This is a genomic window from Pseudoalteromonas sp. 0802, from assembly GCF_013350085.1.
GTDB lineage: Bacteria > Pseudomonadota > Gammaproteobacteria > Enterobacterales > Alteromonadaceae > Pseudoalteromonas.
Window position 1 is genome coordinate 1 of record NZ_JABVXE010000013.1, and the last position, 14,039, is coordinate 14,039.

The 14,039-nt window shown below is 42.4% G+C and carries 17 protein-coding genes and 1 rRNA gene; 10 read left to right on the top strand and 8 right to left on the bottom strand.

The genetic code is table 11. From position 1 onward, the window contains the following. Positions 1-169: 169 nt before the first annotated feature. From rrf to HUS61_RS21705, 9 genes are all read left to right on the top strand, one after another. Positions 170-284 (top strand): 5S ribosomal RNA (gene rrf / locus HUS61_RS15950). 692 nt (positions 285-976) lie between these two features. Then, complete coding sequence (locus tag HUS61_RS15955; protein WP_175083126.1) at positions 977-1,909, top strand: CHAD domain-containing protein; 933 nt, start codon at positions 977-979, stop codon at positions 1,907-1,909. A gap of 30 nt (positions 1,910-1,939) precedes the next feature. Continuing rightward, positions 1,940-2,839 (top strand): DUF350 domain-containing protein, encoded by a 900-nt coding sequence (locus tag HUS61_RS15960; protein WP_062566277.1) that lies wholly within the window; start codon positions 1,940-1,942, stop codon positions 2,837-2,839. Positions 2,840-2,912: 73 nt separating this feature from the next. Further along, positions 2,913-4,565, top strand: coding sequence for a polyamine aminopropyltransferase (locus tag HUS61_RS15965; protein WP_371319681.1), 1,653 nt, complete (start codon positions 2,913-2,915; stop codon positions 4,563-4,565). A 79-nt stretch (positions 4,566-4,644) separates the two neighbouring features. Next, entirely contained in the window at positions 4,645-5,058 is a 414-nt protein-coding gene (locus HUS61_RS15970; protein WP_054563728.1) for a YjfI family protein, read from the top strand. A 24-nt stretch (positions 5,059-5,082) separates the two neighbouring features. Continuing rightward, positions 5,083-5,775, top strand: coding sequence for a PspA/IM30 family protein (locus HUS61_RS15975; RefSeq protein ID WP_054563727.1), 693 nt, complete (start codon positions 5,083-5,085; stop codon positions 5,773-5,775). Positions 5,776-5,846: 71 nt separating this feature from the next. Next, complete coding sequence (locus HUS61_RS15980) at positions 5,847-6,485, top strand: hypothetical protein (protein WP_055199258.1); 639 nt, start codon at positions 5,847-5,849, stop codon at positions 6,483-6,485. After that, positions 6,482-6,799 carry a hypothetical protein gene (locus HUS61_RS15985; protein ID WP_054554605.1) on the top strand — a complete coding sequence of 106 codons (318 nt, stop codon included), beginning with the start codon at positions 6,482-6,484 and terminating at the stop codon, positions 6,797-6,799. The genes HUS61_RS15980 and HUS61_RS15985 overlap by 4 nt, the downstream gene beginning before the upstream one ends. 65 nt (positions 6,800-6,864) lie before the next feature. Further along, positions 6,865-7,050, top strand: a complete 186-nt coding sequence (locus HUS61_RS21705) for a hypothetical protein (RefSeq protein ID WP_251603672.1) — start codon at positions 6,865-6,867, stop codon at positions 7,048-7,050. Here HUS61_RS21705 and HUS61_RS15990 read toward each other — a convergent pair. From HUS61_RS15990 to HUS61_RS16010, 5 genes are all read right to left on the bottom strand, one after another. Continuing rightward, positions 7,043-7,444, bottom strand: a complete 402-nt coding sequence (locus HUS61_RS15990) for a hypothetical protein (RefSeq protein ID WP_058585357.1) — start codon at positions 7,442-7,444, stop codon at positions 7,043-7,045. The two genes, HUS61_RS21705 and HUS61_RS15990, sit on opposite strands and share 8 nt — an antisense overlap. A gap of 13 nt (positions 7,445-7,457) precedes the next feature. Continuing rightward, positions 7,458-7,943: a hypothetical protein gene (locus HUS61_RS15995; RefSeq protein ID WP_054554607.1), complete on the bottom strand. Its 486-nt coding sequence runs from the start codon at positions 7,941-7,943 to the stop codon at positions 7,458-7,460. Positions 7,944-8,092: 149 nt separating this feature from the next. Further along, a complete protein-coding gene (locus HUS61_RS16000; RefSeq protein ID WP_175083128.1) occupies positions 8,093-9,469 on the bottom strand; it encodes a lyase family protein in 1,377 nt (458 codons plus the stop codon). 8 nt (positions 9,470-9,477) lie between these two features. After that, positions 9,478-9,804, bottom strand: coding sequence for a hypothetical protein (locus HUS61_RS16005; RefSeq protein WP_175080668.1), 327 nt, complete (start codon positions 9,802-9,804; stop codon positions 9,478-9,480). A 144-nt stretch (positions 9,805-9,948) separates the two neighbouring features. Beyond that, complete coding sequence (locus HUS61_RS16010; RefSeq protein WP_054554610.1) at positions 9,949-10,143, bottom strand: hypothetical protein; 195 nt, start codon at positions 10,141-10,143, stop codon at positions 9,949-9,951. 183 nt (positions 10,144-10,326) lie between these two features. Here HUS61_RS16010 and HUS61_RS16015 point away from each other — a divergent pair, with 183 nt between their 5' ends. Then, positions 10,327-10,917, top strand: coding sequence for a DUF938 domain-containing protein (locus HUS61_RS16015; RefSeq protein ID WP_175083129.1), 591 nt, complete (start codon positions 10,327-10,329; stop codon positions 10,915-10,917). On the opposite strand, the gene HUS61_RS16020 is transcribed toward HUS61_RS16015, so the two are convergent. From HUS61_RS16020 to HUS61_RS16030, 3 genes are all read right to left on the bottom strand, one after another. Further along, a complete protein-coding gene (locus HUS61_RS16020; protein ID WP_175083130.1) occupies positions 10,894-12,033 on the bottom strand; it encodes a GNAT family N-acetyltransferase in 1,140 nt (379 codons plus the stop codon). The two genes, HUS61_RS16015 and HUS61_RS16020, sit on opposite strands and share 24 nt — an antisense overlap. Next, positions 12,030-13,397, bottom strand: a complete 1,368-nt coding sequence (locus HUS61_RS16025; protein WP_175083131.1) for a carboxylesterase — start codon at positions 13,395-13,397, stop codon at positions 12,030-12,032. Before HUS61_RS16025 ends, HUS61_RS16020 begins: the two co-directional genes overlap by 4 nt. A 68-nt stretch (positions 13,398-13,465) precedes the next feature. Next, positions 13,466-13,927, bottom strand: coding sequence for an Lrp/AsnC family transcriptional regulator (locus tag HUS61_RS16030; protein ID WP_062566269.1), 462 nt, complete (start codon positions 13,925-13,927; stop codon positions 13,466-13,468). Positions 13,928-14,039: the final 112 nt, after the last annotated feature.

The window sequence follows — 14,039 nt, forward strand, 5'->3', positions numbered from 1 at the left end:
AGCCATTAAGCTAACCTGTACTAATTACCCGTGAGGCTTAACCATACAACGCCAAACGCGTTTTATGACAGCGTAACGAACAGAAGTTAAGACACTAAAGTAGACATTTACTTGATATCAGAATTCCAGATTTTAGTTAATTGCCAAGGCGATTAACAAACCAAATTTGCTTGGTGACAATAGCGTTTTGGACCCACCTGACCCCATGCCGAACTCAGTAGTGAAACGAAACAGCGCCGATGATAGTGTAGCAGCTGCTATGTGAAAGTAGGTCATCGCCAGGCTCCAAATAAGAGAAGCCCGATTCGAAAGAGTCGGGCTTTTTTGCGTTTTGAGCTATCCACACAACGTGCCCTATTTATTCTTGAGGTAGGTTGGGTAGAGCGAAGCGAAACCCAACGAGTTAGCGAGTTGCTAGTTAGCAAGGGTAAAGTTGAACTGTGTGGTTGTTTAGTACAGAGTCATTCTAAGCTCACCCTGTTCATTCTCTAGGTAGGTTGGGTAGAGCGCAGCGAAACCCAACAAGTTAGCGAGTTGCTAGTTAGCAAAGGTAAAGTTGAACTGTTTGGTTGTTAGGTAACTGAGTCACCCTCAGCAACAACCTCCGTAAGAGGCACTTCAGTGCCGAATTCAGACCAGAACAAACACATTTACGGCTAAAGCCGTACCTACAAGTACACTTTGCCTAGAACCTCCAGCTGAGGAAGACGCAGCACCAAACACCTCCACCGCGCGGCTGATCGCTGACGGCTGAAAGCTGATAGCTCTGTGTTGGGTTCCGCTGCGATCTACCCAACCTACGCCAGACCTTTAAACTTTCCCCTTTCTAACTTTACTCTCGCTAACTTATGTTGGGTTTCACTTCGCTCTACCCAACCTACCACCCAATTTACCCTTTGTTGCAATTTTAATCTTGGTTTAGTACCTGAGCTATGTAAAACTATTTCCGTTTTTAAACCACAATCAGGTGACATGAATGTCTCAAATAAAAGCTTGGAAACTTATCAGCCTGTTTTGTTTGGTAAGCTTGCTTATGGGCTGTGAGTCGAAAGAAGAGCAGCTGAAACAAACAATACAACAATCCATAGAAAAAGCTGAAGTTGAATTAAATCAACTCGGTACAGCGCTTGATAATGGCTCTTTGCGTAATGCGACGATACTTAAACAATACGGCAAGGTGCTTGCTGAGCAGCAACCGCAACTTTCTGAGATCGCCCGTGTAATTAGTCTTGATGCGACTCGTGAAGGGGCTATTTATTCAGGTCTTACACAACGCTTAGCTGATGTTAAGTCTACGTATCTAATACCACCATATGAAGATACTCTTCATCAACTTGATCTTATTCGTGATGCTGCCAAGCCATCTTTATTTCAAGATGCGCTTACCGATCCTATCAATATGCTTGCTGATATGTCGCAGGGGTCACTAGCACGGGTTGGCGCAATTAGTGAGGCCGCTGAAGGTGAAAGTGTTGGTAACCAGTTAGTTGGTAATCCTAACTATGGGCAATGGCAAACGAATAGCAGCGGTACCAGCTTTTGGGTTTGGTACGGGATGTATCGTATGTTAGGCGATGTATTCGACCGAGTTGAGTATGGTCGCTGGAGCCGTCACAGAAAGTACAGCTATTACAATGACTATGGCCGTTACCGTTATTCGAGCCCAAACCAGATTAAAGCACAACAAACGGTAGAGACACGTACTCGTCAGTCTTATCAACGCCAAGGTAAACAATTCACTAGTCCGTATGCCACTAAGCGCAGTGGTGCATCTGGATTAAGCCGTAGCAGCTATACGCCGCCACGCACACGCAGTAGCTATGCTTCTAGCAGTAGTTACAGTAAAAGCTCTGGGTCATTACGCAACAGCTCGAGCAGAACATCACGTGGCATTAGCCGCGGTAAGTAGTGAAAAGAATAACCACCGGAGTTACAACACATGTATGAATTTAATGGAATAACAACTTGGTCGTTGCAAGCTTTAGCAATCGACTTTGCAATCATTATCGCTTTATTTGTCAGCCTAAAATTTATCAAAGGCTGGGTATCTAACTTACACGCTAATGATGAAATAACTGAGCGTGACAATTTTGCTTTTGGTATTAGCTTTGCGGCAGGACTTGTGGCACTGGCTATTGTTCTAAGTGGCGTGAGCAGCGGCTCATTTGCACCGACTTTACAACAAGAAGCATTACAAATGCTAGGTTATGGTGTGATGGCGATTGTGCTTATCAAGCTAGGTCACTTCTTCCAAGACAAGGTAGCGCTTCGTAAAGTGAGCCTGCATGACGAAATCGTAAAAGGTAATGCGACTGCTGCACTCATTGATTTTGGCCATGTGGTGAGTGTGGCTATTGTTATTCGCTCAGCTTTATTTTGGGTGGCGACTGAAGGCTGGCATGGTATTCCAATTGTGATCGCAGCTTTTGCCATTGGCAGCATTGCGATGCTACTGATCAGTCAATATAGAGTGCAGTTATTCAAGCGTACTAATCGCAGTGGTGATTGCTTACAGCAAGCGGTTATTGACGGTAACTTAGCAGTAGGTATTCGTTACGCTGGCTTTTTAGTGGGTAGTGCATTGGCATTAACTGCTGCATCAGGTATTGCTCCTTATGCGGCTGACAACATTGTTGCTAGTTTAGGTTACTGGGCATTAAGTGCTGCAGTGAGTTTAGTTGCTTTCATTTTACTGCACTTAGTGACTATCAAAATCATCCTATCTGGTTGTGATATTTCAGATGAAGTGAACCGCCAGAAGAACGTGGGTGTAGCAGCTATCTCTGCAGCAATCTCATTTGCGATTGGCTCGACTATGGCAACCTTGTTAGGTGCCTAATTAAGTGTCTACTACAACAAGCGCCCCAAGTAGAGCCAATCTACTTGGGCATGATTTCCTATTAATAACTGTTATGGCCGTACTCGCTGGGTGCGGCCTAATTTATGAATACCTGCTATCTCATTATGCAGGTCGTGTCTTAGGCTCGGTCGAGAGTGCCATTTATGCCATGATCGGCACCATGATTGTCGCTATGGGTATCGGTGCATTTTTAGCACGTTGGTTTAAAGATGCATTTACTGCTTTCGCGTGGCTAGAGAGCATAATTGCTTTGGTCGGCATGGGCTGTATTTTAGCGATAGCGAGTGTTATCGCTGTCAGTTATTCATTGCCGCATATCTTCTCCGAAATTTTTAACTTGCCTGCAGATACCGTACTTAATGGCTATGTATTTGAAAAGCTACAAGAGTGGTCACGTTTCTTACCCTATGTGTTTGGTCTGTTACTCGGGCTATTGATCGGTATGGAGATCCCGCTGATTGCGCGTATTCGCCAGCAAGTTTATGGCCGCTTTTTAGAAAATAATGCGGGAACTATTTACGGGGCGGATTATATCGGTGCCGGTGTCGGTGCTGCTATTTGGGTGAGCATTATGCTTGCTATGCCAATTATGCAAGCAGCAGCTTGGACGGCGTTGTTTAATATTATTGCTGGTCTCGTGTTTTTATGGCGCTATCATCAACATGTTCGCTTCGCTAAGCTACTGCTAGTTTGCCATGTGCTGTTGTTGGTGTTTTTTGCGTTTGTGCTCGTGCTTGGCACCAGCTGGATGAAAAACCTAAGCAATGTTTTATACAAAGATAAAGTTATCTACTCGCAAGCAACTAAGTATCAGCACCTAGTTTTAACTGAGCGTTTGAGCCGCAATCAGCCCAATGCGATTACCGATCTTTACCTCAATGGCCGTTTACAATTCTCAAGTGTGGATGAGCAAATTTATCATTCAATGCTTGTCTATCCTGCTATGTTGGCCTCAAATCGCCATGACCGCGTGTTGATCATCGGTGGCGGTGACGGGCTTGCATTACGTGATGTTCTGAAGTGGCCAGTAGAGCATGTCACTCTGGTTGACTTAGATGGTCAGCTGTTAAACTTATTTGGTAATGATGTTGGCGACTATGATGCGCCAGAGAAAATCAGAACACGTTTAACAGCGCTAAATAAACATTCTATGAGCGATCCCCGGGCTGATATTCGCATTGCAGATGCCTTTTTAGAAGTCGAAGCAATGCTGGCAAAAGGCGAGCGCTTTGACACTATTTTAATTGACCTACCAGACCCTAATCATCCTGATCTTAATAAGATGTACAGTGATTATTTTTATAATCATGTGCGTCAGTTGTTGGCACCTGATGGGGCTGTGGCTGTGCAATCAACATCGCCTTATCATGCGAAGAAAGCATTTTTAAGTATTGCTAAAACAATGAAAGCTGCTGGCTTTGGTTATGTTGAGCAATACCAACAAAATATTCCTTCGTTTGGTCAATGGGGTTGGACTATCGCGACCACCGCTGGCAAATCAGCAAGTCAGCGAATTCGCGAAACTAACGAATTACCGGTGCCATCTCGTTGGGTAAGCAAAGAATATTTATTGGCTTCTTTTGTGTTTCCGAATCATTTTTTTGAACAAGTAAACACGATTGAAGTCAATAGATTAGGTTCAGGAACCTTATATGATTATTACCGCCAAGCGTGGCAAGTTGAAACCGAATTGTACAAAAATTGATATTTTATAGTTGACATAATATGTCGGCTATGCAAATCTTAACTCAGACATAATATGTCAAAACGTAAAAAGGTGAGACATGGAATTAAATGAACTATCAATCAAACTGGCTTCTTTTGAAACAGAAGGTGTGAGCTTTGAGTCTTTCTTGATTGCCAACGAAGGTGAGCAAGATGTGTTACAAGTTATCGTCGATGGGAATGATGAGTTACCTATCTTTGTTACTCAAACAGAAGAGCAATTACTGTGTATTAGCTACCTGTTTGCTGAAAACGAAGTACAAGCAGATATGCGTAATGAGTTAAACGAAACGTTACTACGTTTAAATGTACCAATCCCATTAAGCGCATTTGCAAAAATTGATGATAAATACGCTATTTTTGGCGCGTTATCGGTTAATTCATCGTTTGATGATATTACCCATGAGTTGGTAACACTGGCAGACAATGCGATTGATGCACTTGAAGCCGTGACTATTTATTTAAACGATTAATTAGCAATTTCTGGAGTTAAGATTATGAGTATTTTAAAGAAACTATTTACAGCTGTACGTGGTGGCGCTCGTGAAGCAGGACAAGCAATTGTTGATGCAAACGGTATCCGTATCTTTGAACAAGAAATTGCTGATGCACAAAATGCCCTACAACGCGCTAAAAAAAGCCTGACTGAAGTAATGGCAAAAGAGATGCAAACGAAGCGTAAAATTAGCGCACTAGATGCATCAATTGCAGAACATGAAGCGTATGCAGGTCAAGCACTTGAAAAAGGCAATGAAGCGCTAGCATTAGAAATCGCAGAAAAAATCGGTGATTTTGAAGCTGAGAAAGCAGAGCACGAAGAAGTGTTAGCTGGTTTTAGTAACCACATTGTGCAACTAAAGCAGCAAGTCAAAGATGCTGAAAAGTCGATTAAAGAAAACCAACGTCAATTAACGATGGTTAAAACGACAGAGAGTGTGCAGCAAGCAACAATGGCTGTTAATAGCACGCTAAATACTAATAGCTCATCAATGACATCAGCACGTGAGTCTCTAGAGCGTATTAAGCAGCGTCAGCAAGACCGCCAAGACCAGTTAGGTGCGGCTAAGCAATTAGAAGCTGATACTAATGGCGATGATTTAAAAGCGAAAATGGCTGAAGCGGGTATTGGTGATACCAACCCGAAAAGCGCGGATATTCTGGCGCGTATTAAAGCAAAACAAAATAGCTAATCAGTTAACACAAAGACAAAAGGTAACCCACGCACTGGGTTACCTTTTTTGCTTCAATAAGGAGTCAGCCAATGTTTAACTTTTTCAAATCTAAAAAAGCACCAGAGCGTCAGCTTACTGATCCAAGCCAATTACTCGTTGGTGATATGCTGACGGTGATTGATTCGTTTGCTTACCCAAGCTGGTTAAAAGGACAGACACTGCGTGTTATTGATGTGCAAACGTATCAGTATCAACGTAGTGCAGAGTATGAGTTGGTACTCGAAAGCGAATCTGGCCAAGTGGTGTTTTTGCAAATTGAATCAGATGACGGTGAGCAATGGGCAAATTTTGCGATCAAAATCCAACGCGACGATGTTGATGAGATTTTTACCCTTGATGAGTTCGCTCGTATTTTTGATGAAGACGAATTAACGGCAATTAACGTGCAAAATAGTCCGGAGCGTTTTAGTCACTTTTTAGCATCGAGCTACAAGCAATCAGAAGCGCCTTATGTGTGTTATTTCCATAATAAGGACTACCGTAATAAGCCTTTACCTCGTTATGAAGATGAAGGCGGTGAACCGTGTGAAATGATCTGTTTAAGCTCAGATGATGAATCGCATAGTTTAAATATTGAGATTTGGGAAGGCGGTGAAACAGAGGTATCACTTACGTTAACCAGACCAATTAGCGATATTGTTGACTTATTTCCTGGGGATGCCAAGTGAGTGATGCAAAAGCCAAATGGCAGCGTCAGGAGCAAGCCGTTAGAGCCACGCAAATGGCGTTTGATTTAAGCTCTGAAGTGCAAAAATCAATTAAGAAGCAAGCCATTGACCAAGAGCTTACGCCATCAGATATGATCCGTAAGATTTTGGAGCTCGACGTTAAGTCGAAAAAAACCAGACAGCGTTTATCGTTTAACTTAAATGATGAAGAGATTGCTTTATTGGCTGAGCGCTTTGGTGTTGCAGCCGATGATAAGCGTGCTGTGAAGCAGCGCGTGGCTGAATTACTCATTGAACACAGTAAAAAAAGCTAAGGTTTTGCCTTTACTTCTTTAAGCCCTTACACTGAGACTAGATGTTTTAAAGAAGTGGCATGACTGTGGATATTATTTTACTTGCGTATTTAGTTATTTTTGCATTATTTGGTACTGCAGCAAGTTACTTTGTTCGCTACATTTATGCTTACTGGGTGCATAATACAATGCAGGTTAAATACATATATAAGGCCGGGATTTGTATCATCAGCGTGGTGATAGTATCCGGCCTTATTGTATTGTTTACTTAATCTCGATTGCTTGGCACTGCTGTGAAATACACAGAGATTGTACAGGCAGAACTGGTGAGCAATCGTTAACAGTTAATGCTTGATCAGATGACTTCTCAGCCGCTGTAATTCGCTCTGCAAGTTGCTCTGCTTGCTCTTGTGTGTTGTTTAATGTTGAATAAACCACATAGCGACTTGGGCCACCACATGCCCGCTCACCAACTTCTAACACCTTACATTGAAAACTCGCAGTACAGCTATTATTGCTAACGATATCGTTCAGCTGATCGTTTAAATCACCTAGATCAACGCGCGCAGAACTACCCGACGTTGTTGTTTCGCAACCGCTTAAAGCAATGCTTGCTAACACAGTTGTGGTGATGAAAAGTTTCTTGAAAGTCGATGAACGAACCATTATTGCTTATTCCTTAGTATACACTTGCCGCAGAGCCTTCGATTCTAACACAAGTATTCTCAGAACACTGCGCACCCGGTGCGGTTAGATGCTGACAAATACTCATCATGTCGTTTGCTGCGTTAAATTGCTTTTCAAGGGCGGTGATATCTTTTGCAAGTTTTTCAACCTCAGCCGTGTCAGCTGTTTTGGTTGAATAAACAATGAAGCTACTTGGGCCGCCACAAGCACGACTACCAACAGGTAATACTTTACATTGGCTGCTGTTGTCACAGCTTGGATCATCGATTAATTGTTTAAGTTGCTCATGGGCAGAGCTAATAGTGGCTTTATCTGGGGCTGCTTTGGTCACTTCCTCAGCGTTTTTTATTTCAACGGCTTTTGGTGCCTCGACAAGTTTATTGCTGGTTGCCGTTGATTCGGCTTGCTCATTAGTTGCAGCGTCCGAGCACGCAGTTAATAACACAGGAAATAAAATTGCCAATAGTGGATAGCGCATAACATACCTAAAAATCGTTGAATAAGTACTCACTATCATACACATTGCTCAAAGTGGAGCAATAAAAACGTTAGCTTTCAGTAAGTAGCTCTGTATTCACAGAGCTACAGTAAGATAAAAGTTTTACACCTATCTGCAATAAATAGGTATTACAAACCACCTTGGGTTAGTTTGGCAGGGTTCAGTAACTCGCTCAGTTCTTCGCGCGAAATATCCGTATGCTCAGCAGCAACATCAATAATAGGACGACCTTCTTGATAAGCTAATTTGGCAATTTTTGCGGCTTTGCTATAGCCGATCACCGGATTAAGTGCAGTAACCAGAATTGGGTTTTTAGCGAGCGCTTTATCAACATTGCTTTGGTTTACTTTAAAGCTGGCAATCGCTTTATCTGCCAGTGCTTCACTGCTATTTGCTAACAGTTCGATACTTTGCAAAATGTTTAAGGCAATCACAGGCAGCATTACATTGAGCTCAAAGTTACCCGCTTGACCAGCCACTGTAATGGTCGCGTCATTGCCAATGACTTGTGCGCTGACCATGGCGGCCGCTTCAGGGATCACAGGGTTTACTTTACCCGGCATAATTGATGAGCCCGGTTGTAAAGCCTCAAGCTCAATTTCTCCAAGCCCTGCAAGAGGGCCTGAGTTCATCCAGCGTAAGTCATTGGCTATTTTCATTTGTGCTACAGCAAGTACCTTTAGCTGACCTGACAGCGCAACAATGGCGTCTTGTGAACCGATGTTATAAAAGAAGTTTTTGCTTGGGCTAAAGCGAATACCTACATTCTCACTCAAGTGTTGGCAAAACTCACCGGCAAACGCTGGGTCGGCATTAATGCCGGTACCAACCGCTGTGCCACCTTGTGCAAGTTCACAAACTCGCTCAAGAGCTTGGCGAATACCAGCCATTGCATGATCCACTTGTAACTGCCATGCAGCCAGTGTTTGTACAAAGCTAACAGGCATTGCATCCATTAAATGAGTGCGACCGGTTTTAACAATATGGCCCACTTCGGCTTGTTTGTTTTGTAGGCTTTGACTGAGTTTATCGAGTTTAGGAAACAGCTCATAAATGATGTTAATAGCGCTACTTACAGCAATCGCAGTGGGGATCACATCATTTGAGCTTTGTCCCATGTTTACATCATCGTTGGGGTGAACGGTTTCCCCTGCAAATTGGCTCGCCAGCGTTGCAATGACTTCATTGGCATTCATATTTGAGCTAGTGCCAGAGCCTGTCTGAAATACATCAACAGGAAACTCTGAAAAATGCTTACCATCGATGACCTCTTGGCATGCTTGCTCAATGGCTTTGGCTTTACCTTGGCTCAAATGGCCTAAAGCAGCATTACTTTGCGCGGCAGCTTGCTTAATGTAGGCGAGGGCGGTGATAAATTGCTTAGGCATGGCTAAGCCACTAATTTGAAAATTGTTGATAGCGCGTTGCGTTTGAGCTTGATACAAAGCATTCGCAGGGACTTGTAGCTCACCCATGCTATCTGATTCGGTTCTAAATTGGCTCATAAACACTCCTAAATCGGGTTAAATTCTTGGCTGAGAAGGCACGCTTCTCGCTCCAAACTGAAATACTTTTCAATACAGTTATGAGTTTTGTAGTAACGCTTTAGCGCAAGTTGCGGTTTATAAAGCTGAGCTAAACATTGTTTACGAATTGCATTATGCACTAATGAATCACACATTTTTTCAAGTAGTTCATGAAAGGTGCGTCTTAGATACAGCTCTTGCAAAATAAAGTTGTGATGCTTTTCGTAATAGCGTGAAATGTTTAAACCCGCTTCAACATAGTTAGCAACAAGTGCAGGGGCATGTAGCCCAGGTCTTTGGCAAACACATTTCATTTGCCGCTGATAATGGAGCATAGCATTGTGAGAGTGCATAGAAAACCGATTAACTGTAATGATAATTGTTATCATTACAGTTAATCGGTTTTAGTGCAAGTCTTATATAATGAAGCTAAGACTGAATGGATTAACTGTGTGTGATTAATTGTAGCCGAGAATAAAAATCTGGTCTGTTTCATGTTTTTTCGGCGCCTGTACATTTTCTTTGTTACATTGAGAAAGAAGATCGATCACGGTTGCTCTGTCGTCACAACTTGTTAAGGCGGCTTTTTCGCTTTCAGCACGTTCGCTGGCTGCAAGTGCTGCATCTACAGCGGTGTAGGGTGAGATATACATAATATTGCTCCTATTGGTTAACTCACTTAAGAAATAGCATAAGCTGTACCAATATTGATCAATAAATTTAACTTGTTGAAAATTATAGTTTTATATTTTTAACTAATAAATTCACCGCGACTTTATTATTTATTTTTGCTTTACTGTTGTGCACTAATTACCAAACATGGTGCACTAATTTGTATGGATAAACCCTTCTCTCAAGCCTGTGAAAACAACAAATTACCTATTTTAAACGTATTAGCAGAGTTCTTTTCTGATGTGACGGATGTATTAGAAGTCGGCTCAGGTACTGGGCAACATAGTGTGCATTTTGCAACGCATTTAGCACATTTGCAGTGGCATTGTAGTGATCGCGAGGTTAATCACCCGGGGATTTTACAATGGCATCAAGAAGCTGCATTAACTAACTTGCATGCGCCACTGACACTCGACCTTAATGATCCTTGGCCGGTTGAAACTGTGAATGCCATTTTTACGGCGAATACAATGCACATTATTAGCTGGCCACTGGTGGAGCGCTTTTTCCAAGGTGTAGCAAAGCATTTAGCGCCAAAAGGTAAACTGTGTATTTATGGACCATTTAAGTACCAAGGTAAGTTTACCAGTGCTAGTAATGCTGAATTCGATGCGTTTTTAAAACAGCAAGATGCACATAGTGCAATCCGTGATTTTGAAGCGATTTGCCAACTTGCAGAGCAAGCTGGCTTAACCTTGGTTGAAGATGTGCAAATGCCAGCGAATAACCAATTATTGCTGTTTAAAAGGCAGTAAGCTTTCGCAATGGGCTTTATAGAGCGCCATATGTTGGCGTTCTCTAGTTATAAAATCGCTAATGGCAGCTGCAAAATCACCGTGCTGAATATGATGCAGTGAATAGGTAGATACGGGCTTAAAACCGCGACTTATTTTATGCTCACCTTGTGCGCCAGAATGGAACTGTTTAAGTTTGTTGGCAATGCAGTATTCAATGCCTTGGTAATAGCAAAGCTCAAAGTGCAAACTATCAAGCTCATAATTTGTTCCCCAGTATCGACCGTATAAACAGTTCTGATCTTTAAAACTGAGTGTGGCGGCAATCACTTCTCCTTGATACTTAGCGAACATTAACACCAGTTTGTCGGCCATGCTTTGCTGTAATAACTCAAAAAAGGCGGTATTCAAATAACCATTGTGGCCTGAGTGCTTCAAATAGGTTTGGCGGTAAAAATGACTAAATTTCTGCATATGCTGTTTGTTGATGTCAGCACCTTCGAGCCATTCTATGGTTATCTGTTGTTCAGCTATTTTAGCGCGTTCTTTTTTGAGCGATTTACGCTTTCTTGCGGTGAGTGAAGCTAAAAAGTCCTCAAAGTCATTATAGCCTTCATTAAACCACTGAAACTGCACGCCATGACGTTGCATTACGGTATCGCTAGTTAATGCAGTCGCTTGTTGCTGGTGGCAAAAATTTATATGCCAACCTGACCAGCCTAACTGCGCTGCTGTTGCTGTGAGTACATGCTGAGTGTAAGCATAGACTTCAGTGGGGTTATCGTGATTTATACAAATTCTTTGCCCAGCAATAGGTGTGAATGGTACGCCACACAGCCATTTGGGGTAATACTCTAAGCCATGTTGTTGATAGGCTTCAGCCCAAGCCCAGTCAAATACATATTCACCATAAGAGTGGTGTTTTAGATACCCGGGTAGTAAGGCTATGACCTGTTCTTGCTGGTAAATTGCTAGGTGCATAGGTTGCCAACCCGATTCTTCACTCACACAGCCAGTTTGTTCTAAAGCAGCTAAAAAAGCGTGATCAGTAAAGGGTGTATCATTAAAAAATGACTGCCAAAGAGTGGCATCAATCTCACATATTCGATTAAACCAGCGGTGACTAAACTCACTCATTGTGCAGCCGATTCAATATCTTTGATGAAACCGTTGATATGCATAGCAAGCTTATCGAAATAAGGGTTAAACGTGAGTCGCGCAAAGGGTTTGTGCGCTTGTAAATTTTCGGCTGTTCGTTCACCCATCACAACGTTTTTTTGGTATTTGCAGGCTGTATAAAGCGTGTCGTCATCTAAGTAGCTGCCGCAATTGCGATACAATGCTGTGCGACCGTAGTAAGGGTTGCTGGGCTTATTAACAATACCAATATGTGACATTCCTTTGATTTTTTTACAGTCATCGGTGTCGCAGTCATCACGAATTATTTGGTAATCAGCTGGAAAGCTGGCTGGGATATTATTGTCATCACCATAGTATACAAGCCGATCAAGCTGGTTATTCTTGCGCGTTTTTGGGTCGTGTAGCTTAGTTAAAATTTTAAAGGTCGCTTGGTTATCTATTGTGGTGTCAACATCACTAAAGGTGCTAAATATCGCTACATTAGGGAGTTGGCGATGACGTAGTTCATCAAGGCTAATACGGCTCATTGCTTCGTGACTAGCTGAGGCTGCACTAAATGGAAACGACTCATACTTGGCAAAATCAAGGTCCGCGTCTTTATCAATCCAATTTACAAATGGAATCGCATCGACCCATTTCGCTAGCCAACCGTTTTTATTGTGTGGCTCGCTTGCAGGTGAAAACAACATAGCAGCAGTAATTTTATTATCGACCGGGCCTTGAGTTAAGTAATCAATAACCAGTGCAGCACCGGTTGAGTAGCCCCCTAATATCACCTGATCAAAGTCTTTTAATGTGCGCTCAATGGCATACACGCTAGCCTTTTGCCAATCATCGGCATCTATGTCTCTAAGTGCTGCAGGAGCGGTACCATGCCCAGGTAGTAAAATTGTGCGTACCGTATACCCTTGTTGATAATACACTTGTGCAAGGTCGTGATAGGTAAAGGGTGAGTCGGTTAAACCGTGGATCAAGAGCACTGCTTTACGGCTATTGGCCTGTTTAAGTTCAAATGGGCTTATTAAATCGGCAACAGTCGCGTTAGCTGGTCGAGCGCCTTGTGCAACAAGCTGCTGATAGGTGTCTGTGTAAACAGGGCATGGCAAACTAGCACGCGGGTTTTCGCTACTAATTTGCAGGTAAGCAGCGGTTAAATAGTCACTAAATGCTTGCTCGATATTATAACTAAAGGTGCTATGGGTGCGTGGTAATGGCTCTCTAAATAGTCCTTCGCGCTTACTTTTCATCATCAGTTCTTGGTCTTCAAGCTGAGTAAGGCAGGTTTGTTGCTGCGCCATTAATGAGCTGCTAAAGAGTCCACTGATGGCCCAAGAGATAGCAACTAAGTTGATGAATTTCATATTTTAAGAATCCTTTTAAAGCCTGTTTTTAGCTTATCGAGTTGTGTTTTATTTGCAAGCAAGCTGCGTCAAGCGAGTGGTAAATGACGCTTAGTGAACGCTTGTTTTAAGACTACTGTCGATTCGATGTTGGCAATACAATCAATACTACCTAATTTATGTTTCACAAAGCTTTCATAGCTTTCTAAATCAGCGGCAACAATCTTCAGCAGGTAATCATAACTGCCTGAAATAACGGAACACTCAAGTACATGGTCAAGTTTCTCAACCTGCTGTTCAAATTGCTCAGCAGCGGCAACAGAGTTCTGGTTTAAGCGAACAAAGGCATACACAGACACATTTAAATCAACGGCTTTAGGATTGATGGCAGCATGGTAACCACTGATCACATTTGCTGATTCGAGCTTTTTAATGCGGCGTAGGCAAGGGGTATCGGACAGGCTAACCGAGTGTGCCAGCTCTGAGACAGAAGTTCTCGCATTATCCTGTAAAGCATTAAGTAATTGTTGGTCTTTTTTATCTAATTTCATTTTTATTTGAGTGATTTTCACTAATCTAGATGGATTCTAGTCTATATTTTGGCGATTAGCACTCATTGAACTCTGTTAACATTATCGCAATATAATTATTTTGGAGTGAGCC

Coding starts and splice junctions, on each gene's coding strand:
- HUS61_RS15960 (WP_062566277.1), top strand. CDS start 1,940: ATGTATGAATTTAATGGAATAACAACTTGGTCGTTGCAAGCTTTAGCA.
- HUS61_RS15975 (WP_054563727.1), top strand. CDS start 5,083: ATGAGTATTTTAAAGAAACTATTTACAGCTGTACGTGGTGGCGCTCGT.
- HUS61_RS15990 (WP_058585357.1), bottom strand. CDS start 7,444: ATGGTTCGTTCATCGACTTTCAAGAAACTTTTCATCACCACAACTGTG.
- HUS61_RS16010 (WP_054554610.1), bottom strand. CDS start 10,143: ATGTATATCTCACCCTACACCGCTGTAGATGCAGCACTTGCAGCCAGC.
- HUS61_RS15995 (WP_054554607.1), bottom strand. CDS start 7,943: ATGCGCTATCCACTATTGGCAATTTTATTTCCTGTGTTATTAACTGCG.
- HUS61_RS16005 (WP_175080668.1), bottom strand. CDS start 9,804: ATGAAATGTGTTTGCCAAAGACCTGGGCTACATGCCCCTGCACTTGTT.
- HUS61_RS15970 (WP_054563728.1), top strand. CDS start 4,645: ATGGAATTAAATGAACTATCAATCAAACTGGCTTCTTTTGAAACAGAA.
- HUS61_RS15955 (WP_175083126.1), top strand. CDS start 977: ATGTCTCAAATAAAAGCTTGGAAACTTATCAGCCTGTTTTGTTTGGTA.
- HUS61_RS16020 (WP_175083130.1), bottom strand. CDS start 12,033: ATGAGTGAGTTTAGTCACCGCTGGTTTAATCGAATATGTGAGATTGAT.
- HUS61_RS16015 (WP_175083129.1), top strand. CDS start 10,327: ATGGATAAACCCTTCTCTCAAGCCTGTGAAAACAACAAATTACCTATT.
- HUS61_RS16030 (WP_062566269.1), bottom strand. CDS start 13,927: ATGAAATTAGATAAAAAAGACCAACAATTACTTAATGCTTTACAGGAT.
- HUS61_RS15980 (WP_055199258.1), top strand. CDS start 5,847: ATGTTTAACTTTTTCAAATCTAAAAAAGCACCAGAGCGTCAGCTTACT.
- HUS61_RS16000 (WP_175083128.1), bottom strand. CDS start 9,469: ATGAGCCAATTTAGAACCGAATCAGATAGCATGGGTGAGCTACAAGTC.
- HUS61_RS16025 (WP_175083131.1), bottom strand. CDS start 13,397: ATGAAATTCATCAACTTAGTTGCTATCTCTTGGGCCATCAGTGGACTC.
- HUS61_RS15965 (WP_371319681.1), top strand. CDS start 2,913: ATGGCCGTACTCGCTGGGTGCGGCCTAATTTATGAATACCTGCTATCT.